Source organism: Actinokineospora cianjurensis (genome assembly GCF_003663795.1).
Classification (GTDB): domain Bacteria; phylum Actinomycetota; class Actinomycetes; order Mycobacteriales; family Pseudonocardiaceae; genus Actinokineospora; species Actinokineospora terrae.
In genome coordinates this window covers 160,102-181,716 of sequence record NZ_RCDD01000009.1, presented here as the reverse complement: position 1 = coordinate 181,716, position 21,615 = coordinate 160,102, and the positions used below count along the sequence as shown (strand labels likewise).

Here is a 21,615-nt window from a genome sequence, read left to right as displayed (position 1 = left end):
AACGGACATTTTCGATAGGCTGATGATGCGGCGAACAACACCGGTGACAAGCGACGCGGCCATCCGTACGGGTTAATAGTTCAAACGGGTGACCGCCACGAACTCGAATGCGGGCGGTGACCTCATGATGGGCCCTTTTGTGTCCCCGCAGCTGGCCTACAGCGGTGGTATCGACGAGTTATTGGAATTGCTGGCCAGCGGCGCGCCCGCGGATGTGTTCGAGCAGTTGCTCGACGACCGGGGGCACTCGGTGACCGGCACCGCGGCGGTCGACATGAAGGCCGCGGTGTGGCGCGCGATGCGGGTGCACGCCGAGATCCAGCGCGGCAGGGGCCGGGAGGCGGGGCTGTCGGCGCTGGTCGACGCGGCCAGGGAGCTCGCGGTGCCCTACGAGTCGGTCGACGGCCTGCTGCACGCGGTCGCCCGGCGCGCGCGGCACCTGCTGAGCATGGACATGGCCTACATCGCCCTGCTCGACGGCGACCACGTCGAGGTGCGCGCCGCGGACGGGCACACCTGCGGGCTCGGCGTCGGGCTGCGGCTGCCCGCGCAGGACGGCATCACCGCGGCCGGTCAGCCGAGCACCGCCCCGTTCGCCACGCACGACCTGCTGACCGACGAGCGGATCCGGCTGACCGCGGCGTTCGGCGAGGTCGCCAGGGTCGAGGGGCTGCACGCGATGATCGCGGTCCCGCTGGCGCACGCCTCGACCCGGCAGCCGCCGAGCGGGATGCTCTACGTCGCCAGCCGCAAGGTGCACCACTTCACCGCCGACGAGCGCTCGCTGATCGGGTCGCTCGGCATGCTCGCGGGCGCCTACCTGGAGACCACCGGGCAGCGGCTGGCCGCGCAGGCGCGGACCGCGGAGCTGCAGGCGAGGCTGCGGCAGGTCAACACGACCGCCGAGGGGGTCAGCGAGTACTGCGACCTGCAGGTGCGGCTGGTGGACATGCTGCTGGCCGACGAGGACCTGGTCGCGATGACCGGGTTCGCCGCCGACGCGCTCGGCGGGCGGGTGAGCGTCTACAACTCCGGCGGCGACCTGCTGGTCTCGGCCGGTGGCGAGCGGGAGGACGACTCGGGGGCGCTGGCGTTCGCGCTTGACATGGTCAGCGGCGAGCCGGTGCGCACGGCGGACGGCAGCTGGGTGGCGCCGCTGTGCCGTGGTCGGGACTACGTCGGCGCGTTGGTGCTGCGGGTGCCGGACGAGCTGGGGGCGGCGGGGCGGTCGCGGCTGCGGCTGTTCGCGCGGATGGCGGTGCTGTTCATCCGGCAGGACAAGGTGGGCGCCGGGCTCGACGGCGAGGTGCGCGACCGGCTGCTCGACGACGCGCTGCGCGAGGAGCACCGGTTGCCCCGGCAGCTGGCCGAGCGGGCGCGGCGGATCGGGCTGGACCTGTCCGGGCCGTACCTGATGGTGGTCGCCGAACCGGACCCGGCGCAGCACTGCCGGGCCAACGCGTGGGCGGCGGGCTACACCAGGCGGATGGGCGGGCTGCGCAGCTTCCGCGACCGCCACCTGATCATGCTGCTGCCCGGCAGCGAGGCAGGCGCCCTGGCCAGGGACGTGTCCTCGGCGATGGCGGAGGCGCTGGGCGCTCCGGTGTCGGTCGGCGCGGCCGGTCCGCTCACCGGGCCCGAGTCGGTGTACCCGGGCTACCAGGAGGCGGTGCGCTGCCTGGAGGCGGTGGTGGCGCTGGGCGTGACCGGCGGGGCGGCCTCGGTGCGGGAGCTGGGTTTCGTCGGCTCCCTGGTCTCGAGCAACCAGGACGTCGGCGGCTTCATCGACCAGGTCGTCGGCCCGGTCCTGGAGTACGACCGCGACCGCTTCACCGACCTGATCCCCACCCTGCAAGCCTACTTCGAAGCAGGCGCCAGCCCCACCTACGCCGCCGAACGCCTCCACGTCCACACCAACACCGTCACCCGCCGCCTCGACCGCGTGAAGGACCTCCTCGGCCCGGACTGGCAGAAACCCGCCCGCGCCCTGGAAATCCAACTCGCCCTGCGCCTGCTCAAGGTCCGCGAACTCCTCACCGACCCCACCACCCCCGACGCCACGCCCTGACCCCAGCGGCGAACAACCCCGTCCCCCGGCACTTGCCGGACGTCCACCAGCCTCGCGGGCGGGGGCCTCACCGGACATGGGTGAGGAACTCCCTGGTCCTCCGCTCCCGAGGCCGCTCCAAGACGTCCGCGGCGGAGCCTTGTTCGCTGTCTCCCGAGTGACGGACTCGGCGCGACCCGGCAGGAGCCGTTGCCGCCACTGGAGGTGTGACTGGCGCGTCTCCAGCAGGGGCGAGGGGGCGAACGACGCTGCGCCGGGCGTGGGAGAGTGCGGGCGATCGAGTTCGCGCCGCCACCACGGCGGGTCCGCGAGCGGTCCAGACCACGGACCTACGCGGGCCCACGGCACGTGACGATCTACCTGGCGCCGCAACGCGTCCGCGGACTCGTCGGTGACCAGACGACTCCGGTCACCGACGCAGGCGGGTGATACCTCGCCGGTTGGGGGCGAGGAGCAGACCGTTACCCCGCCGACCGAGGACGCCGGGACCTCACCGGACATGGGTGAGGAACTCCCTGGTCCGCCGCTCCCGAGGCCGCTCCAAGACGTCCGCGGCGGGGCCTTGTTCGATGATGGTGCCGTGGTCGAGGAAGACGGCGCGGTCGGCTACGTCGCGGGCGAAGGTGATCTCGTGGGTGACGACGAGCATGGTCATGCCGCCCGCGGCGAGGTGGCGCATGACGTCGAGGACCTCGCCGACGAGTTCGGGGTCGAGGGCGGAGGTGGGTTCATCGAACAGGAGGACGGCGGGGGACATGGCGAGGGCGCGGGCGATGGCGACGCGTTGTTGTTGGCCGCCGGAGAGGTGGCGGGGGTAGGCGTCGGCGCGGTCGGCCAGGCCGACGGAGGTGAGGAGGTCGACGGCGCGGGTGCGGGCGGTGGCCACGGACTCGCGCCTCACCCGGATCGGGGCCTCGACCACGTTCTCCAGCACCGTCATGTGCGGGAACAGGTTGAAGCCCTGGAACACCATGCCGAACCGGGCGCGCTGCCCGGCCAGCTCGCGGTCGCCCAGTTCGACCAGGCGGCCGCCGGACTCGCGGTAGCCGATGAGTTCGTCGCGCAGGAACACCGCGCCGCGGTCGAGCGGTTCGAGGTGGTTGATGGTGCGCAGCAGCGTGCTCTTGCCGGACCCGGACGGCCCCAGCAGGCACACCACCTCGCCCTCGGCCACGTCGAGGTCGATGCCGCGCAGGACCTCTTGCCTGCCGTAGCTCTTGTGCACGTCGCGCAGCCGCAGCACGGTCTCACCCACGTCGAGCCCCCCGCGAGTACCGGCGTTCCAGGTGGTGTTGCAGGACGTAGAGCACGCTGGTGACGACCAGGTACCAGGCGCTGGCGACAACCAGCAGCGGGATCGTCTTGAAGTTGTTGTTGTAGATGACCTGCACCGAGTACAGCAGCTCCGGCGTCGAGGTGACGCTGACCAGCGCCGATGCCTTGAGCATGCTGATCACCTGGTTGCCGGTGGGCGGGATGACCACCCGTAGCGCCTGCGGCACCACCACGCGGCGCAGGGTCTGCCGGTGCGTCATGCCGAGCGCCTTCGCGGCCTCGGTCTGCCCGGGGTCGACCGACAGCAGACCACCGCGCACGACCTCCGCCATGTACGCGGCCTCGTTGAGCCCCAACGCGATCACGGCGGCGAGCAGCGGGGTGATGAGGTCGTTGGTGTCGACCTCGAACAGGGTCGGGCCGAACGGGATCTCCACCGCGATGGCGGGCACGAGCGCGGCCAGGTTGTACCAGAACAGGATGTGCACGAGCAGCGGTGTGCCGCGGAAGAACCACACGTACGCCTTGGCCGCCGCAGACACCACCGGCACCGGTGAGAGCCGCATGACCGCGAGCACCAACCCGCCGACGATGCCGCACGCCATGGCGATGGCGGTCAGCTCGACCGTGCGCGCGAGCCCGGCCAGCACGTCGGTGGACAGGAAGTACTCCCACACGACGGACCAGTCCAGGTTCGGGCTGCGCACCACCACGCTGCCGATGTTGAGCAGCGTCAACCCGACCACGGCGGCGGCCAGCCACCAGCCGAGGTGCAACGGCGCCCTGGTTCGTCTACTGGTGTCGACTCCTGGTGGCGCGGCGGGTGGCCGGGTCTCGGTGGTCACTGGTCCCCCATCGGGTCGACGGCGGGGTTGAGCCGGGACTCGGGGATGGCGATGTCGACCATGCCCCACTTGTCGAGCACGGCCCGGTACCGGCCGTCGGCGATCAGCCGGTTCACCGCGGCACGCACCTTCTCCGTGTGCGGCGAGCCCTTCGGGAAGCCGATCGCCTCGGGCAGCCGCGCGAACTGGTAGGGCTGCACGGTCAACTGCCCCGATTCCCGCGCCGAGTGCACGACCTCCGAGTAGGACCCCATGAACACGTCCGCTCGGCCGGTCCCCGCCGCGAGCACGGCGGCACTGCTGTCGGGGTAGAGACTGCTGCGCGCCGGTGGTGCGCCGGTGGCCGCGCACTCCTCGTTGACCGCCTTGAGTTGCGGCTCGTAGACCGACCCGGCGAGCGCCGCGACCGCGCGCCCGCACAGGTCGGCGCCCGACCGGATCCGCACGCCACTGGCCGCCGCCGACGAGAACCCGGTGCCGACCGCGTCCACGGTGACCATGTCGATGATCCCGACCCGCTCGGCCGACACGGTCAGGTTCGCCGCGGCGATGTCGAACCGCCCGCTCTGCAGCCCGGGGATGATCGTGCTGAAGTTGTTGACCGGCACCACGTCGAACCGCAACCCGGTCTCCCGCGCGATCGGCTCCAACAACTCGATCATCCACCCGGTCAACCGCCCTGCGGCCGTGAACTCCGCGGGCGGGTAGTTGTTGAACACCGCCACCCGAACCGTCTGTCCACTCCCGACAGCAACCCCCTGCCCCCCATCCGCCGTAGGCCCACCAGCCGCCCGAACCGACAGGCACCCGGCCGCCAACACCCCCACCAGCCCGAGCACCACAGCCCGCGCCCGCCGCAGTTTCCGCAACCCGTCGGATCCTGTCCACAAGGGCCGCCCTATCCCCAGATGCCGCAGTCGACGAGCGCGTCCCAGAGGCTGTTCCCGGTAGGCTGTGTCTCGGGGGGTGCTCAGCGCCGACCACCGGCATACCGCCGCGGTTCTAGGGTTTGACCTGGGCTTTCTTGCTCCGGGGGCAGGCAAGGGGTTGTCCACAGGGTCGGTCGGGGACATCGGTCTCCTCACGGGGAACGGGGCAGCGGGGTGGGCGGCCCCCGCGGGGGGATCGGGGGCCGCCCACCCGGGTCACCGGGGGTCGCGTTCCAGCGTCGCGGTCGTCGACCGGTAGGTGTCCGCGCTCACCCGGGGCATCGGGGCGGACGTGGTCAGCCCGGTGAGGAGCTCGCCGAGGATCGCGGGGCCGTCCTGGGTGAGCACCGACTCGGCGTGGAACTGGATGGACGCGAAGTGCGCGCCGCGCAGGGCGTGCACCTGCCCGGTCACCGGGTCGCGGCTGATCTCGACGAGGCCGGTGGCGTGGTCGAGCACGTCGGCCGGGCTGGCCGCCGCGAACGTGTTGTAGAAGCCGACCCGCCGCCGGGTGCCGAACAGGTCGATCGGCAGTTGCGTGCCCTGGTTCGGCACGTCCCGCCGCACCAGGTCCAGGCCGAGGCGCGCGCTGAGCAGTTGGTGGCTCAGGCACACCGCGAAGAACGGCAGCCGCAGCGCCAACAACGAGTCCACCGCCGCCCGCAGGTGCGCGATCTTGGGGTGGTCCAGGTCGCGCGGATCCCCCGGACCCGGCCCGAGCAGCACGAAGTCGTGGCCGGACAGTTCGTACGACTCGTCGAACCGCCGCACCCGAACCTGCAAACCCAACGCCCGCAACTGGTGCGCGAGCATGGCGGTGAACGTGTCCTCGGCGTCCACGATCAACACACGTCGACCTTCGAGCGCCGGGTCCGCGGGAGCGCGATCAGCGGAGAGCCAGAAGTCGGCGATCCCGTCATTGCGCCCCGACAGCGCCGCCCGCACGTCCGGGTGCTCGGCGAACTCGGGCCGGTCCGTAGACCCGAGTGCTGCCAACAACCCAGCCGCCTTCGCCCTGGTCTCGGCCACCTCGGCGACCGGGTCCGAGTGCCGGACAAGGGTCGCGCCGACGCCGATGTCCACTGTGCCGTGCGCGTCGATGTCCGCCGTGCGGATCAGGATCGAGGAGTCCAAAATAGACTCACCAGCGCCGTCCCGCCCGATCAACGCGATCACCCCGCTGTAGTAGCCGCGCGGCGTCGGCTCATACCGGTTGATCACCTTGCAGGCGCTCTCCAGTGGACTCCCGGTGACCGTCGGCGCGAACAGCGTCTCGCGCAGGATCTCGCGCGGGTCGCGGTCGGTGTGGCCCTCGATGAAGTACTCGGTGTGCGCGAGCCGGGCCATCTCCCGCAGGTACGGCCCGACGACCCGGCCGCCGTCGGCGCAGATCCGGCCCATCATCTTGAGTTCCTCGTCGAGCACCATGTACAGCTCGTCGGATTCCTTGCGGTCGGCCAGGAACTCCATCACGCCGTCGAGCGCGGGACCACTGGGCGGATACCGGTAGGTGCCGCTGATCGGGTTCATCACCGCCCGGCCGCCGGTGACGCTGATGTGCCGTTCCGGCGTGGCACCGACAAAGGCACGGTCACCGGTGTGCACGACGAACGTCCAGTAGGCGCCGGTCTCCTCGCGCAGCAACCGCCGGAACAGCGACAGCGCCGAGGACGGCGAGTAGCCCACGATGCCGGCGGTGTACGAGCGGCGGATCACGAAGTTCGCGCCCTCGCCGCTGCCGATCTCGTCGGCGACGACCCGTCGCACGATCTCCGCGTAGGTCTCGTCATCGGTGTCGAACCGACCGCGCTCCAACCGAAGCGGCACGACCGGCAACCGGGAAAGCACGTCGTCGAGCGCGAACGTAGCCTGCTCGGTGACGGTCAACGCGAGCAAGGGCTCTCCGTCGTCGCGGTGCGCGTACCCCCGCTCGCTGATCTGGCGGTAGGGAATCAAGGCGAGCACGTCGTGGCGAGCGCCAGGACCGGACGGCAGCGGGATGTCGGCCAGCTGCCGCAGCGAGGTGATGTCGCCGACCAGGACGTCGACCTGGTCGCGGCCCGCCTCGGTGCGGTGCAGCAGCGCGAACGGCGTCGACGGCGTGGCCAGGACGCGGTCGAGCAGGTCCCCGGTCACAGCGCCACCCGCTCGGTGGCCAGGACCTGGTCGAGGAGCACGTCGGTCGTGGCCACCACGGCGCACCGCTCGGCGGCGTAGTCCACGGCCATCCGGTGGTAGCGCTCGGAGAAGTCGCCGAGCGCGTCGGCGACGAGGAAGGTGTGGATGTCGTTGGTGTAAGCCTCGATCGCGGTGGCGAGCACCCCGACGTGCGCGTACACACCGCAGAGGACGATCTGGTCGCGCCCGTCCGCGCGCATCCGCGCCAACAGGTCCGAGCGGAAGAACGCGCTGTAGCGCCACTTGGTGAACACCCAGTCGTCCACTCCGGGCGCGAGCTCGTCGACGACCTCGCGGTCACTGGGGTCCACCCGCATCCCCGGACCCCAGAAGTCCCGCAGCAGCCCGCGGTCCTGCTCGGTCATGCCACCGGGTTGGGCCGTGTAGGCGGTCCGCGCGCCGCGTTCGGCCAGGTGCGAGCGCAGCGCCGCGATGTTGCCGACGATCCGCTCGCGGGTTCCGGTCGCGAAAGGACGGACGAAGTAGCGCTGCATGTCGTGCACCAGCAGCACCGCCCGCGCCGGGTCCACCGTCCACGCCGCGGTGTTGGCAGGCAGGTCGGCCGCCGTTGGCAGCGGGTAGGGCTCGATCGGCGGGATGCCTGTCATGGGTGTTCCTCCGTCTTGCCTGGCGGGTGGGTGTGGTCGCCTCAGCCGGTCCACGCGGCGGCGGCGGTGATGGCCTGCCCGGGGTTGAGCCGGGGGTCGCAGAAGCTGGTGTACTTGTCGCCGACGTGGTCGGCGTCGGTCGGGCCGCTCGCGCACTCGGTGACGTCGTCCGGCGTCGTCTCCAGGTGGAGACCACCGGCGACACCACCCCCTACGCGCACGGCGGTCTGGAAGCGCTGGATCTCGGCGACGACGGTCTCGACGTAGCGGGTCTTGAGGCCGTCCGGGGTGCGGGCGGTGTTGCCGTGCATCGGGTCGCACAGCCAGAGCACCGGGTGCCCGGCCGCGCGCACGGCGGCGACCAGCGCGGGCAACCGCTCGGCGACCAGGTCGGCGCCCATCCGGGAGATCAGCGTGAGCCTGCCCGGCTCGCGGTGCGGGTCGAGCCGCTCGACGAGGGCGACCAGTTCGTCGGTGCTCATCTTCGGCCCGACCTTGCAGCCGACCGGGTTGGCCACGTCGGCGAGCAGGGCGACGTGCGCGCCGTCCACCTGGCGGGTCCGCTCGCCGATCCACGGCAGGTGCGTCGAGGCGAGGTAGGTGTCCCCGGCGCGGTCGCGGCGCAGCATCGGGACCTCGTAGTCGAGCAGCAGCGCCTCGTGACTGGTCCAGACCGGCGGGTCGGCGAGGTGGCGGGCGACGCCGCCGCCCCAGCCGAGCACCCTGGTCGCCATCCTGGCCGCGGCGTAGCCCGCGAGCAGGCGGTCCGGGTCCGGCCTGCGGCCGCGCGGGTCCGGCTCGGGGCTGTTGACCATGTGCCCGCGGTAGACCGGGAGCTCGACGCCGCCGACCACCTCGACCGGGCTGGACCTGGGTTTGCCGAACTGGCCCGCGATCCGTCCTATTCGGACAACGGGCCGGTGGGTGGTCATCTTGAGCGCGCCTGCGAGCAGGTCGAGCAGCCCGGCTTTGCGGGCGACGTAACCGGGTTCGCACTCGGCGAAGTCCTCGGCGCAGTCACCGGCCTGCACCACCACGGCCTCGCCCGCGGCGACCACCGCCAACTGGGCGCGCAGTTGCCGCACCTCGTCCGCGGTGACCAGGCCGGGTCGGGTGGCGAGTTCGGTCCTGACCTCGCGCAGCCTGACCGGGTCCGGCCACTCCGGCTGCTGCAGGGCCGTCCTGGGCACGGTGTCGTGTCGCACAGCTGACTCCAATCGCGGGGGACGACCGCCGTCTCCCCGGCGGCACCGCCGACCGCGCCCCGGCTCGGCACGCGGCCGGGCACCACTCGGTCGACGTCTGTGATCGTGCTGGCGCGCGGCGCACCCGGGCAACGAACCGGGTGGGGATCCGTCAAGTTCACCCCCGGCCGCGGCGGGGACCAAGGCGCTGCGCCGAACGGGCGCGTGCGCGGAGCACAACCGGCGCCGGTGGGCGGGCGGCCGGGGTGGGCGGGGTGGCGTCCGAGCACCACACAACCCTCGATGTTGGTGTTCAACAAACCTAGGCACGCTCACGTTTCCCGGCCACGGTGGACAGGGTCCGGTCCAGCGCACACCACGACACCAGGGGGAACCATGTCGTCAGGGAGCCAGGTCGCCGAGCGGGCGGCGGAGGAATCGGTGCTGGAGCAGCTGTGCGCGACCCTGTTCGCGTCACTGCCCCGCCACGACCAGCGGCGCAAGGGCGTCGAGTACCTCACCGGGCTGCTGCGCGCGACCGGGCGCAAGTCGATCCGCAACATCGCGCTGGCCATCGGCGACCAGGCGACCGAGCAGTACCTGCACCACTTCATCTGCGACTCGACCTGGGAGGCGGTCCCGGTGCGCCGGGCACTGGCCGAGCACGTGTGGCGGGTGGCCCCACCCCGGGCCTGGGTGGTCCGACCGCTGCTCATCCCCAAGGCGGGCAGGCACTCGGTCGGCGTCGGCAAGCGCTTCGCCCCGGACCTGGGCCACACCCTCAACGCCCAGCAGGCCCTCGGCGTGTGGTCGGCCGCCGAGGAACTCACCGCCCCGGTCGACTGGCGACTGCGGCTCTCCCCCGCGTGGGTCGGCGACGCGGGACGGCGCAGCCGGGCGGCCATCCCGGACGGGGTGCGCGCGGAGTCGTTGCTGGAGTGCGGGGTGGAGGCGTACCTGGGCGTGGCGCGCTTCCGGGACCGCCCGCTGGTGATCGACGCCCGCGGCCACGACGTGAGCACCGCGCTGACCCGATTACGCCGCGCGGGCGCGCCGCTGCTGATGCGGGTGAGCGGGACCCACCGGTTCACCGCCCCGCTCCTGGGCCAGGACCCCCTGCCCGCCAGGCAGATCATGTCCGCCCTGCACGCCGCCCGCAGGCCGGTCGCCGGTCGCTGGCCCCTCCTGGCCGCCACCACCCGCGTGACCGCCACCGACTCAGACGACCTACTCCTACTCGGCGTCGGCCCAGCCGGTCACACCTGGCCCACCCAACTCTGGCTCTCGAACCAACCCGACATCCCCGCCGCCGACCTGGTCCGCACCAGCCTCTTGCTGACCCGAGTCGACCACGACTTCACCCGCTACGCCGACCGAGCAGGCACCCGCGACTTCACCGGCCGCTCCTTCGCGGGCTGGCACCGCCACATGACCCTGGCCTCCGCCGCCCACACCATCCTCGCCACCGCCGAAGCGCTCACCAGCCCGAGGCCGGTAACCCTTCCCCAGCAACGCACCTGGCACCCATAGCCAGAACCGAGCAACGCACCCATCGCAGGTATTGCTCCTCAATGTGCCCCTCGACGACGTTGGCCCAACCGCGCCCCTCTCAGGCGTTGGCCAACCACGCGCTCCTCGGATCCGCTGGTGCCAGGCCGGCTCGATGGGGCGGACTTGTTTTGTGCGGGGGGACGATGCCCATAGCGTCGCTCACGTGGCAGGGCCTGCTTTTCGGCCCCTGCTTTGTGGTTCTGCCCGGGTATCGTAGGGGCCCCGCGCAAAACAAGTTCGCCCCATCGAGCTCTTCGCTTTCTCGCGCCCCACCGCAATGCCGAAGGCGAGCCGTTGACCGTCGACGGCGCAGCCGAGCACGAGAGCCGCCAGTCCCCCAGCTCAAGATCAAACCCGCCACACCAGCCCCCGATATACAGCCTACCGAGCCACCCCGACAAACCAGCCAGAGCGACCCGAAGCCCTGTGGACAACTCCCCCCACAACGGAAATGACCGGCGCGCGCAGACACCGTCCTGTCTGCGTGCGCCGGTCTACCGGATCACCACCTGTCGCGTGCTTGGGCGGCGGATGACCCGGGGCTCATCAGATTCCCGTTTGCTGCCTGATCCAGCTCAGGTTGGCGGCGATGCCGGTGTAGAGGGTCGTCGTGGCGCATTCGCCGTTGTTGTCGCCGGGGCCGTGGGTTTCGCCGACGAGGGTCCAGTTGCCGCGGGTGCCGACGACGGCGGGGCCGCCGGAGTCGCCGTGGCAGGCGGAGTGGGTGCGGTCGCCGGAGACGCAGACGTCGGTGGAGGCGCCGCCGCCCGCGTAGCAGCGGCTGCTGGCCAGGATGGTCAGGTCGATCTCCTGCAGGGTGCTCGGGGTCGAGCAGGACGGCCAGCTCAGGCAGCCCCAGCCGAGCAGGCGGACGGCGGAACCGGCGGCCGGGTTCGAGGTGGCGAGCTTGACCGGCGCCTTGGTGGAGGCGGTGCTGGTGTGCATCAGGGTCAGGTCGGTGCCGGACTTGGTGATCCGCCGGTCGATGCGCAGCAGTTCACCGCCGGAGTTCTTGTTGGTGGAGCCGACGCGGCCCTGGGAGGCGCTGCCGCAGTGGTTCGCGGTGACGATCCACTGGGGGGCGACGAGGCTGCCACCGCAGCCGTTGCTGAGGGAGACCATCCACGAGTAGGTCTCGGTGGCGCCGTGGCCACCGATGATGGCGGGCTGCTGCTCGGCGGCGTTCGAGGTGCCGGTCATCGCGATGACCGAGAGCAGCACCAGACCGGCGCCTGCCAGTGCGGCGAGGATTCTGCGCATAAGAGCCGTCCAATGCAGGGGTTGTGAGGACATATGGCAGCTGTCTGTGCGAAATCTCGGGACTCGATTTCGCCAACCGAATATGCACCCGTTCGTGATCTGCCCGCAACCCCGACACCACCACCTGGTGGGACGGTTTTTACCAGTTATCCAGACATAAGCGCAGTACTATCGCCACCACCTATGGCCACGAAACCGCCCCGATATCCGATATGTCTACTTACCTACTTCCGCAGGGTTCGACAGGTCAGCGCGGCCGCCGGGGCCAGGGGGAGCAGCGGGAACAGGGTGGCCTGATAGGCGTGATAGGTGTCCGGCTTGCCCGCCCACACCCCGGCGCTCGGCGTTCCGTTCGGCGCGAGTTCGTGGCGCCATCCGCCAATCGGGTCGATGTGGTTCTTGCGTGCGTATTCCCAGAACGTCGCGTACCAGTCCCCGTAGGGGTCCTCGCCGGTGCGCCGGTGCAGCGCGGACGCGGCCATGATCGCCTCGGCCATCACCCAGTGCATCCGCTGGCGCACCACGGGCAGGTCGTCCCAGTCCAGCGTGTAGACGAACCCCAGGTGCCCGTCCACGCCCCACCCCCGGCGCACCGACGAGTCGAACAGGGCCCTGGCGTCGGCGAGCAGCCAGGCCGGGGCCCGGTCGCCGAGCGCGGCCTCGACGTGCAGCAGCAGCCGCGCCCACTCCAGCCAGTGCCCGACGGTCGCGCCGAAGGGCCGGAACGGGTGCCGCTGGTCGTCGCGGTTGTAGTTGAGGTCGGTGCGCCAGTCCTCGGTGAAGTGCTCCGGGACCCGCCACCCGTGCGCGGCCGCGGTGACGTGCACGATCCGCTCGGAAAGCCCCAACGCGCGTTCGTGCCAGATCTTGTCGCCGGTGACGTCGCCCGCCGCGAGGAATGCCTCGACGAAGTGCATGGTGCTGTTCGCGCCGCGATATGCCTCTGTGGCCGTCCACGCCTTGTCCCAGCTTTCGAACGGCAGTCCTATCTCGGCGTCCCAGAACCGCGTCTCGATAACTTCGAGTACTTCGGTAAGTACTTCCTCCGCGTGCGGCCTTCCCGCTGCCTGCGCACTGCACGCTGCCAAGAGGACGAAGGAGTGCTCGTAAGCGGCCTTGGTCGTGTCGCTTACCGACGAGAACCACCCTCCGTTCTCGTCGTCGTGCAGCACGCCCCGCAACGCCGCGATGCCGTGATCGGCCAACGCCGCCGCCCCCGGGTCGCCCAGCCCGTCCTCGAGCGCGAAAACGTGCGTCATCCGCGCCGTGATCCAGGTGGCCACCGGCTTGTCCCGGTCGAGGTCGCCCTCGGCGTCGAGCCAGCCGAACCCGCCTGCCGGGTCCGCCGCGTTCTTGGCGAACCCGACCAGGTCGCGTCGTCGAGCCGCGAGCCAATCACCATCAGTCACGGCCACGTCCTCACAGTCGGTGGGTGTCCCCCCTCATTCTGTCCCCACCGACCGCGAAGTCACCCCCCAGTTCGGCGAAGCCGCACCCGGATCCCGAGCGCGTCGTCCTGGTAGGCGGCGTACCCCTCGTCGGCGGCCTCCCCGGTGAACTCCGCCACCGAGGTCGCGAGGACGGCCTCGGCGATGTCCGCGCTGTGCTCCAGCACGGCCGCGCGCAGGTCCTCCCCCGCTGACCAGCGCAGGTCGATGCGGTCGACGACCTCCAGGCCCGCCTGCTTGCGCGAGTCCTGGACGAACCGGATGACCTCGCGGGCGTCACCGGCGCGCTTGAGCTCCGGGGTGATCTCGGTGTCGAGGGCGATGGTGACGTCGCCGTCGCTCTGCACCACCCACCCCGAGCGCGGGATCTCGCTGATCAGGACGTCCTCGTGGGTCAACTCGACCGGCCGCCCCTCGAACTCGACCGTCGCGTGCCCGTGCTCCCGCAGGTCGCGCACCAGCGCACCCGGCTCTGCGGCGTTGACGACGTTGGCGACCTGCTGGGTCTGCTTGCCGAAGCGCTTGCCCAGCGCGCGGAAGTTGGGCTTGACGGTGACGTCGACGACCTCGCCCGCGGCGCCCAGCGGCTCGAACGCGCGGATGTTGAGCTCCTCGGCGACGTCGGCCACCAGGTCGTCGGGCAGCGTGACGCCCTCGGGCAGCCCGATCAGCGCCCGGCCCAGCGGCTGGCGGATGCGGATGTCGCTGGCCTTGCGCGCGGCGCGGCCCGCCTCGGTCAGGGTCCGCGCGACCTTCATCCGGTTGATCAGGTCCGTGTCGATGAGCGCCGGATCCGGCTGCGGCCAGGTCGCCAGGTGCACGGACTCGGGCGCGTCCGAGTGACCCGGCGCGATGACCTCCCGCCACACCTGCTCGGTGATGAACGGCGTGAACGGCGCCATCACCCTGGTGAGGACGTCGAGGCACTCGTGCAGCGTGGTCAGCGCGTCGATGTCGCCGCTCCAGAAGCGGGCCCGGGAGCGGCGGACGTACCAGTTGGACAGGTCGTCGACGAACGCGGTGATCGCCCGCCCGGCGCCCGCGGTGTCGAACGCCTCCATGGCGGTGTCGACGGTCTCGGCCAGGCGGTGCACGCTCGCCAGCGCCCACCGGTCGAGCACGTGCCGCTCGGCGACCGGCGCGGCGGCGGCCGGGTCCCAGTCGGCGATGCTGGCGTAGACGGTGAAGAACGAGGTCGTGTTCCAGTAGGTCAGCAGGACCTTGCGGATGATCTCTTCCAGCGGGGTGTCGCCGATGCGGCGCGGCGACCACGGCGAGCCCGAGCACAGCATGAACCAGCGCACCGCGTCGGCGCCGTGCTTGTCCATCAGCGGGATGGGCTCGAGGATGTTGCCCAGGTGCTTGCTCATCTTGCGGCCGTCCTCGGCCATGATGTGCCCGAGGCAGACGACGTTCTCGTAGGACGACTTGTCGAACACCAGCGTGCCGACGGCCATCAGCGTGTAGAACCAGCCGCGGGTCTGGTCGATGGCCTCGGCGATGTACTGGGCCGGGTACGCGCGGGCGAACTCCTCCTCGCTGCCGGGCACGTGCGGGTAGCCCAGCTGGGCGAAGGGCATCGATCCGGAGTCGAACCAGGCGTCGATGACCTCGGGGACGCGGGTCGCGGTCTCGCCGGTCTCCTTGTCCACGAACGTGATGTCGTCGATGAACGGCCGGTGCGGGTCCAGTTCGGACAGATCGCGCCCGCACAGCTCGCCGAGTTCCTCGCGCGACCCGACCGCGATGACCTTGCCGCTCGGGGTGCGCCACAGCGGCAACGGCGTGCCCCAGTAGCGCGACCGCGACAGCGCCCAGTCGATGTTGTTGGTCAGCCAGTCGCCGTAGCGGCCGTGCTTGATGTGCTCCGGGAACCAGTTGGTGTGCTCGTTCTCGCGCAGCAGGGCGTCGCGGATCTGCGTTGTGCGGACGTACCAGGACAGCTGCGCGTAGTACATGAGCGGCGTGTGGCAGCGCCAGCAGTGCGGGTACGGGTGCTCGTAGCTGGTGTACTTGAACAGCAGCCCGCGCGCCTTGAGCTCGTCGACGAGGGTCTGGTCGGCGTCCTTGAAGAACACGCCGCCGACGACCGGGACGTGGTCGAGGAAGTGCCCGTTGGGGCCGATCGGGTTGACCACGGGCAGCCCGTTGGCCTTGCAGACGGCGAGGTCGTCGGCGCCGAACGCGGGCGCCTGGTGGACCAGGCCGGTGCCGTCGGTGGTGGTGACGTAGTCGCCGAGCACCACGAAGTGCGCGCCGGGGATGTCGACCAGGTCGAACGGGCGCTGGTAGCGCAGCCCCGCGAGGTCCTTGCCCACGACCTCGGCCAGCACCTCGGCGTCGGCCCCGAGGACGGCCTCGCGCAGCGCTGCGGCGATCAGGAAGACACCCTGCTCGGCGCGCACGACCTGGTAGTCGACCTCCGGGTGGACGGCGACGGCGGTGTTGGACACCAGGGTCCACGGGGTGGTGGTCCAGATCAGCAGGTCGACCCCGCTGTGCCCGGCGAGGTCGCCGACGACCGGGAAGCGGACGAACACCGACGGGTCGGCCACCGTCTCGTAGCCCTGGGCGACCTCGTGGTCGGACAGCCCGGTGCCGCAGCGCGGGCAGTACGGGGCGACCCGGTAGTCCTCGGCCAGCAGGTCCTTGTCGAAGATCGTCTTGAGCGCCCACCAGACGCTGTCGACGTACTCCGGCGACATCGTGCGGTACGGCTGGGACATGTCCACCCAGTAGCCCATCCGCTCGGTGAGCGCCTCGAACTCACCGACGTGGCGCTGCACCGACTCGCGGCAGCGGGCGTTGAACTCGGCGACCCCGATCTTCTCGATGTCGGACTTGCCGCTGATGCCGAGTTCCTTCTCCACCGCCAGTTCCACCGGCAGGCCGTGGCAGTCCCAGCCCGCGCGGCGGGGCACGGAGTAGCCCTTCATGGTCTTGAACCGGGGCAGCACGTCCTTGAAGACCCTGGCCTCGATGTGGTGCGTCCCCGGCGTGCCGTTCGCGGTCGGCGGCCCCTCGTAGAACGTCCACCGCGGCCCGTCGGCGGTCCGCGCGAGGCTCTGCCCGAACAGATCGTTGTCCCGCCACCACTCGATAATCCGCCGCTCCATCGCCGGCAGGTCAACCTTCGCTGGCACGACGCGGAACGGCGTATTCGGGGACAACGTCTTCTCCTGTTCACGACACTCGGCGATATCGACAGCGATACGAGCCCGCTCATTGTCGCGCGTTTCGCGGCGGACTCGACAAAGGGGGTGCGGCGACCCGGCGGCGGCCGGTCCTGGCTGCTCAGGGCGCCCCGCGCCGGGTGGCACCACCGGCCGACCCGCCGCTGACCAGCGGCCGGGTCACCAGGGCCGCAGGACGCGCGCGCGAGCGCCCACCCGAGGTCGGCTTCGGCATTGCCACTTTGCTATCTTTCGTGCTAACACCGACCGAATCCACGTCTTGGGCGCGAACTGGTCGATGACGCAACCAGGGAAGCGGGACTAGGGAGACATGACCGAGCCAGGTATCGACGCGCCGGACAAGTACGACCCGAACCTGGCGATCGACAAGTGGTTGCGGGTCTGGGACGACAAGCACCTCTTCGAGGCCGACGGCCTCGTCGACGCCGGAGCAGCGGGCCAGGGCGACACCCGGCCGCGGTCCTGCGTGGTGAGCATGTACCCGTACCCCTCCGGCGACCTGCACATGGGCCACGCCGAGGTCTACTCCATCAGCGACGTCATCGCCCGCTACCTGCGGCTGCGCGGGGACAACGTGCTCAACCCGATCGGGTGGGACTCGTTCGGGCTCCCGGCGGAGAACGCGGCGCTCAAGCGCGACCTCGACCCGTCCACGTGGACCTACGCCAACATCGAGGTGCAGGCCGAGTCCTTCCGCAGGCTCGGGGTCTCCTTCGACTGGCGCACCCGGCTGCACACCTCCGACGCCGACTACTACCGGTGGAACCAGTGGCTGTTCCTGCGGCTGCTGGAGAAGGGCATCGCCTACCGCAAGTCGGCGCCGGTCAACTGGTGCCCGGTGGACAAGACGGTGCTGGCCAACGAGCAGGTCATCCAGGGCAAGTGCGAGCGGTGCGGCAGCACGGTGCAGCAGCGGGACCTGACCCAGTGGTTCTTCCGCACCACCCAGTACGCGCAGCGGCTGCTCGACGACATGGCGCAGCTCGAGGGCAACTGGCCCTCGGAGATCCTGGCCATGCAGCGCAACTGGATCGGCCGCTCCACGGGGGCCTACGTCGACTTCGCGGTCGAGGACCGCGCCGAGCCGGTCCGGGTGTTCACCACCCGCCCCGACACCATCTTCGGCGCGACGTTCTTCGTGGTGGCCGCCGACGCGCCGCTCGCCGCCGAGCTGTGCGCGCCCGAGAACAAGGCCGAGTTCGAGGCGTACCGCGACCAGGTCCGCGCCGCGACCGAGATCGACCGCCTCGCCGCCGACCGCCCCAAGACCGGTGTGCCGCTGGGTCGGCACGCGCTGAACCCGGTCACCGGTCAGCAGATCCCGATCTACGCCTCCGACTACGTGCTGGCCACCTACGGCACCGGCGCGGTCATGGCCGTGCCCGCGCACGACCAGCGCGACCTCGACTTCGCCAAGGCCATGGGCCTGCCCGTGGTCGCGGTGCTCGACACCGGCGAGGACGACCCGGCCACCACCGGGGTCGCCACCGCCGGGGACGGCACGCTGGTCAACTCCGGTCGGTTCGACGGGCTGGCCAAGGCCGACGCGATCGAGGCCGTCACCGCCGACCTGGAGGAGCGCGGCGCGGGCGAGCGCGCGGTCATCTACCGGCTGCGGGACTGGCTGGTGTCGCGGCAGCGGTACTGGGGCACGCCGATCCCGATCATCCACTGCCCGTCCTGCGGCGAGGTCCCGGTCCCCGACGACCAGCTGCCGGTGCGGCTGCCGGAGACGGGCTACGAGCTGCGCTCCGCCGACGGCGCGTCGCCGCTGGAGAGCGCGACCGAGTGGGCGGCCGTCGACTGCCCGTCCTGCGGTGGCGCCGCCCGCCGCGACACCGACACGATGGACACCTTCGTCGACTCGTCGTGGTACTTCCTGCGCTACCCGGACCCCACCTACACCGACGGGCCGTTCAACCCCGAGGGTGTGGCCAGGTGGTTCCCGGTCGCGGAGTACATCGGCGGCAAGGAGCACGCGACCGGGCACCTGATGTACGCGCGGTTCATGACGAAGGTCCTGCACGACCTGGGCATGGTCGGGTTCACCGAGCCGTTCGCGAAGCTGACCAACCAGGGTCAGGTCATCATGAACGGCCGGTCGATGAGCAAGTCGCTCGGCAACCTGGTCAACCTCCAAGAGCAGCTCGGCCTCTACGGGCCGGACGCGGTGCGGGTCACGATGCTGTTCGCCGGTCCGCCGGACGAGGACATCGACTGGGCCGACGTCTCCCCCACCGGCGCGGTGAAGTGGCTGGCCAGGATCTGGCGGCTCGCCGGTGACCTGACCACAGCGGACGCGACCGACGGCGACGGCGACCTGCGCCAGCAGACGCACCGGCTGGTCGACGAGATCACGACGCTGTTCGAGACGCGGCGGCTCAACGTCGCGGTGGCCCGGCTCATGGAGCTGACCTCGTTGCTGCGCAAGGCATGCGACAGCGGCGCCGGCCCGGCCGACCCGGCGGTGCACGAGGGCATGAGCGCCCTGCTGCGGATGCTGTCCTGCTTCGCGCCGTTCACCGCCGACGAGGCGTGGTCGCGGCTGGGGCTGCCGTCCTCGGTCATCGAACACGGGTGGCCGCGGGCCGACCCGGCGCTGGTCTTCCAGCAGACCGTGGTGTGCGCGGTCCAGGTCGCGGGCAAGGTCCGCGACCGGCTGACCGTGGCCACGGACATCACCGAGACCGACCTGCGCGATCTCGCGCTGAACTCCGAGAAGATCGTGAAGGACCTCGCGGGGCGGGCCGTGCTCAAGGTGATCGTGCGCGCGCCGAACCTGGTGAACATCGTCCCGGCCAAGGCTTAATCCGCTACCGGACTGCCGGTGGTGACAGTGTCTTGTCCTGTCACCACCGGCAGTCGTCGTTACCGGACCCGCACGCCCGCCTGACTGTCCATAGAGGACGGTCGGCAGGCATGCGTCGAGATCGCGACCATTCGGGCATATCGCCCTGGAGTGGCCATCGCGGGTCCGCATAACAGATTTCACCAGTGTGGCGCCCGCGTGCCGTCGACCCGCGCGATCACCTGGTGGTTTAAGGGAAACAGGCCCCTGCGGCGAGTTTGCCTGATGTTGACAAACCGGCGTTCCCACCACGATGGCCGTTGACTGTCCCATGGCCGTCTGTGAAAGCTCGGTTGCGCTCGGTGACAGCCGCCGGTCCCTGGCGGGTGACACCGAGCGCGCAACCCTGCCGATGAGGAGAACTCATGAAGCGCACAGCGATGACGGCCGGTGTGGCCCTCGCCGTCCTGGCCGGTGGTGTGGTGACGTTGACCGCGCCGCAGGCGTTCGCCGGACAAGACCAGCAGAACCAAGTGCAGGACCGACAGGCACGCGCGGTCTCCGCGGCCGACCGGGCCGCCGCCGGTGGTCTGAACGCGTTGGCGAAGGGGCCGGACGAGGTCTACGCGCGGGAGATGGTCACCCCGTACCTCAACGACCTGTACACGGTCAGCTACCAGCGCAGTTGGCGCGGCGTCCCGGTCGTGGGCGGTGACGCGACCGTGCTGGTCGACGGCCAGGGCACCGTCCGGGCCACCGTCGCCGGGACCACGGCCGGGGTCGCCGTCGCGTCCACCACGGCGAAGGTCACCAAGGCGTCCGCCGAGCAGACCGCGCGCGGCCTGCAGGCGAGCACCGGCAAGGTCGAGTCCGCCCGCCTGGTCGTGAAGGTCACCGACGACAAGTCCGCGCTGGCGTGGGAACACCTGCTGGTCGGCACCAAGAAGGACAGCAGCCCGAGCCACCTGACCGTCTGGGTCGACGCCACCACCGGCGCCGTGCTCGACCAGGTCGAGGACGCCGCTGCCGGGTCGCTCAACAGCGAGTGGAACGGCCAGGTCACCATCACCACCAGCGGTTCCAGCGGCAGCTACAAGCTCCTCGACACCACCCGCCCCGGACTGCAGTGCGCGGACTACAGCACCGGCACCGTGTTCTCGAAGGCCACGGACTCCTGGGGCACCGGCAACGGCACCTCCAAGGAGACCGGCTGCGGTGACGTGCTCTACGCCGCCCAGCAGGAGTGGAACATGCTCAAGACCTGGCTGGGCCGCAACGGGCACACCGGGTCCGGCCGCAGTTGGCCCGCCAAGGTCGGCCTGAACCAGCTCAACGCGTACTGGGACGGCTCGACGGTCACCATCGGCAAGAACTCCGCGGGCAAGTGGATCGCGTCCATGGACGTCGTCGGCCACGAGTACGGCCACGGCCTGGACCAGAACACCCCGGGCGGCACGTCCCGCGAGGCCGGTCTCGGTGAGGCCACCGGCGACATCTTCGGCGCGCTGACCGAGGCTTACGCCAACAACGCCAAGGACCGCCCCGACTACACCGTCGGCGAGACCGTCAACCTGACCGGCAGCGGCCCGATCCGCAACATGTACAACCCGTCGCTGGTCAACAACGACCCCAACTGCTACAGCGCCTCGATCCCCAACACCGAGGTGCACAAGGCAGCGGGCCCGCTCAACCACTGGTTCTACCTGCTCGCCGAGGGCTCGGCCCCCGGCGGCGGCAAGCCGAACAGCCCCACCTGCAACAACACCGCCGTCACCGGCGTCGGCATCCAGAACGCGGGCAAGATCTTCTACGGCGGCATGCTCCTCAAGACCTCGGGCATGACCTACAAGAAGTACCGGGTCACCACCCTGACCGCGGCCAAGGGCCTCGACAGCACCTGCAACCTCTACAACAAGACCAAGGCCGCCTGGAACGCCATCTCGCTCCCGGCCCAGCCCGGCGAGCCGACCTGCTGATCCCGCCTCGTGACAGCTGAGTAGGTGGGGTGGGACATCGTCCCGCCCCACCTATTTCTTTGCTGTCACCAGGATCGGGCCTCGGGGTGCAGGTGTTGCCGTGCCCAGGTGGCGAAGCCGGTGAGGGGGATGCCGAGTGCTCGGGCGAACTCCGGGCGGCCTGGTTGGCCGGTGGCGTCGAGCCATTCATGGCTGGCGCCCATCGGGGGCACGCCCGCGGCGAGGGCCTGCGCCTCGGTCATGTTCGGGGCGGGCAAGGGGATCCCGAGTGTGCGCTAGAGGCCGCACGGACCGGGATACCCGCCGCCAAC

14 protein-coding genes are annotated in these 21,615 nt (G+C 70.7%); 4 read left to right on the top strand and 10 right to left on the bottom strand.

Annotated features, from left to right (window positions below; all coding sequences use genetic code 11):
* Positions 1 to 139 precede the first annotated feature (139 nt).
* Complete coding sequence (locus CLV68_RS31565) at positions 140 to 2,068, top strand: helix-turn-helix domain-containing protein (protein ID WP_170224705.1); 1,929 nt, start codon at positions 140 to 142, stop codon at positions 2,066 to 2,068.
* Positions 2,069 to 2,558: 490 nt separating this feature from the next.
* Here CLV68_RS31565 and CLV68_RS31560 read toward each other — a convergent pair whose 3' ends face one another.
* From CLV68_RS31560 to CLV68_RS31535, 6 genes are all read right to left on the bottom strand, one after another.
* On the bottom strand, positions 2,559 to 3,323 hold the full coding sequence (locus CLV68_RS31560; RefSeq protein WP_121394642.1) for an amino acid ABC transporter ATP-binding protein: 765 nt from the start codon (positions 3,321 to 3,323) through the stop codon (positions 2,559 to 2,561).
* A complete protein-coding gene (locus CLV68_RS31555; protein ID WP_246010217.1) occupies positions 3,316 to 4,188 on the bottom strand; it encodes an amino acid ABC transporter permease in 873 nt (290 codons plus the stop codon). The genes CLV68_RS31560 and CLV68_RS31555 overlap by 8 nt, the downstream gene beginning before the upstream one ends.
* Positions 4,185 to 4,913 (bottom strand): transporter substrate-binding domain-containing protein, encoded by a 729-nt coding sequence (locus tag CLV68_RS31550; RefSeq protein WP_170224704.1) that lies wholly within the window; start codon positions 4,911 to 4,913, stop codon positions 4,185 to 4,187. Before CLV68_RS31550 ends, CLV68_RS31555 begins: the two co-directional genes overlap by 4 nt.
* Positions 4,914 to 5,333: 420 nt before the next feature.
* Positions 5,334 to 7,253, bottom strand: coding sequence for an anthranilate synthase family protein (locus tag CLV68_RS31545; protein WP_121394639.1), 1,920 nt, complete (start codon positions 7,251 to 7,253; stop codon positions 5,334 to 5,336).
* Positions 7,250 to 7,903: an isochorismatase family protein gene (locus tag CLV68_RS31540; protein WP_121394638.1), complete on the bottom strand. Its 654-nt coding sequence runs from the start codon at positions 7,901 to 7,903 to the stop codon at positions 7,250 to 7,252. The genes CLV68_RS31545 and CLV68_RS31540 overlap by 4 nt, the downstream gene beginning before the upstream one ends.
* 41 nt (positions 7,904 to 7,944) lie before the next feature.
* Positions 7,945 to 9,108 carry a 3-deoxy-7-phosphoheptulonate synthase gene (locus CLV68_RS31535; protein ID WP_121394637.1) on the bottom strand — a complete coding sequence of 388 codons (1,164 nt, stop codon included), beginning with the start codon at positions 9,106 to 9,108 and terminating at the stop codon, positions 7,945 to 7,947.
* 375 nt (positions 9,109 to 9,483) lie between these two features.
* Between CLV68_RS31535 and CLV68_RS31530 the strand changes: the two genes are divergently transcribed.
* Positions 9,484 to 10,617: an IS701 family transposase gene (locus CLV68_RS31530; RefSeq protein WP_246010216.1), complete on the top strand. Its 1,134-nt coding sequence runs from the start codon at positions 9,484 to 9,486 to the stop codon at positions 10,615 to 10,617.
* A gap of 567 nt (positions 10,618 to 11,184) precedes the next feature.
* Here CLV68_RS31530 and CLV68_RS31525 read toward each other — a convergent pair.
* The 3 genes from CLV68_RS31525 to ileS all read right to left on the bottom strand — a co-directional run bounded on the left by CLV68_RS31525 (position 11,185) and on the right by ileS (position 16,489).
* Positions 11,185 to 11,898, bottom strand: a complete 714-nt coding sequence (locus tag CLV68_RS31525; RefSeq protein ID WP_092784164.1) for a S1 family peptidase — start codon at positions 11,896 to 11,898, stop codon at positions 11,185 to 11,187.
* A 224-nt stretch (positions 11,899 to 12,122) separates the two neighbouring features.
* The gene (locus tag CLV68_RS31520; protein ID WP_121394676.1) at positions 12,123 to 13,307 is read right to left on the bottom strand and encodes an AGE family epimerase/isomerase; all 1,185 of its coding nucleotides are present in this window, start codon (positions 13,305 to 13,307) and stop codon (positions 12,123 to 12,125) included.
* Between the two features lie 59 nt (positions 13,308 to 13,366).
* Positions 13,367 to 16,489, bottom strand: a complete 3,123-nt coding sequence (gene ileS / locus CLV68_RS31515; RefSeq protein WP_281274717.1) for an isoleucine--tRNA ligase — start codon at positions 16,487 to 16,489, stop codon at positions 13,367 to 13,369.
* Between the two features lie 361 nt (positions 16,490 to 16,850).
* Here ileS and leuS point away from each other — a divergent pair, with 361 nt between their 5' ends.
* Positions 16,851 to 19,349 (top strand): leucine--tRNA ligase, encoded by a 2,499-nt coding sequence (gene leuS, locus CLV68_RS31510; RefSeq protein ID WP_121394636.1) that lies wholly within the window; start codon positions 16,851 to 16,853, stop codon positions 19,347 to 19,349.
* A 404-nt stretch (positions 19,350 to 19,753) separates the two neighbouring features.
* Positions 19,754 to 21,304 (top strand): M4 family metallopeptidase, encoded by a 1,551-nt coding sequence (locus CLV68_RS31505; RefSeq protein ID WP_121394635.1) that lies wholly within the window; start codon positions 19,754 to 19,756, stop codon positions 21,302 to 21,304.
* 65 nt (positions 21,305 to 21,369) lie between these two features.
* Here the strand turns inward: CLV68_RS31505 and CLV68_RS31500 are convergent, their stop codons facing one another.
* The gene (locus tag CLV68_RS31500; protein ID WP_246010215.1) at positions 21,370 to 21,546 is read right to left on the bottom strand and encodes a hypothetical protein; all 177 of its coding nucleotides are present in this window, start codon (positions 21,544 to 21,546) and stop codon (positions 21,370 to 21,372) included.
* Between the last annotated feature and the right edge of the window lie 69 nt (positions 21,547 to 21,615).

Bases quoted from the DNA above. Each gene is read 5' to 3' on its own strand.
- leuS (WP_121394636.1), top strand. From the start codon at position 16,851: ATGACCGAGCCAGGTATCGACGCGCCGGACAAGTACGACCCGAACCTG.
- CLV68_RS31500 (WP_246010215.1), bottom strand. From the start codon at position 21,546: ATGACCGAGGCGCAGGCCCTCGCCGCGGGCGTGCCCCCGATGGGCGCC.
- CLV68_RS31525 (WP_092784164.1), bottom strand. From the start codon at position 11,898: ATGCGCAGAATCCTCGCCGCACTGGCAGGCGCCGGTCTGGTGCTGCTC.
- CLV68_RS31530 (WP_246010216.1), top strand. From the start codon at position 9,484: ATGTCGTCAGGGAGCCAGGTCGCCGAGCGGGCGGCGGAGGAATCGGTG.
- CLV68_RS31540 (WP_121394638.1), bottom strand. From the start codon at position 7,903: ATGACAGGCATCCCGCCGATCGAGCCCTACCCGCTGCCAACGGCGGCC.
- CLV68_RS31505 (WP_121394635.1), top strand. From the start codon at position 19,754: ATGAAGCGCACAGCGATGACGGCCGGTGTGGCCCTCGCCGTCCTGGCC.